Origin of the sequence: Citrobacter sp. Cpo069 (assembly GCF_030332785.1) — a bacterium.
Taxonomy (GTDB): domain Bacteria; phylum Pseudomonadota; class Gammaproteobacteria; order Enterobacterales; family Enterobacteriaceae; genus Citrobacter; species Citrobacter portucalensis.
This window is the reverse complement of record NZ_JAOWHD010000017.1, coordinates 1-291: the sequence shown is the minus strand read 5'-3', so window position 1 is coordinate 291 and position 291 is coordinate 1. Positions and strand designations below refer to the sequence as shown.

The window sequence follows — 291 nt, the reverse complement described above, 5'->3', positions numbered from 1 at the left end:
AGTGCTCACACAGATTGTCTGATGAAAAGTAAATAGCAAGGCGTCTTGCGATTGAGACTTCAGTGTCCCCTTCGTCTAGAGGCCCAGGACACCGCCCTTTCACGGCGGTAACAGGGGTTCGAATCCCCTAGGGGACGCCACTTGCTGGTATGTGTGAGTGAAAGTCGCCGACCGAAGTATCTCAAAACTGACTTACGAGTCACGTTTGAGATATTTGCTCTTTAAAAATCTGGATCAAGCTGAAAATTGAAACGACACACTGTTTCATTTCTCCGTAATAAGAAATGAAAA

General features: G+C 45.7%; 1 tRNA gene. It reads left to right on the top strand.

Annotated elements, in window-relative coordinates:
* Positions 1-64 precede the first annotated feature (64 nt).
* A tRNA-Glu gene (locus tag OGY08_RS00320) sits at positions 65-140 on the top strand.
* Positions 141-291 lie beyond the last annotated feature (151 nt).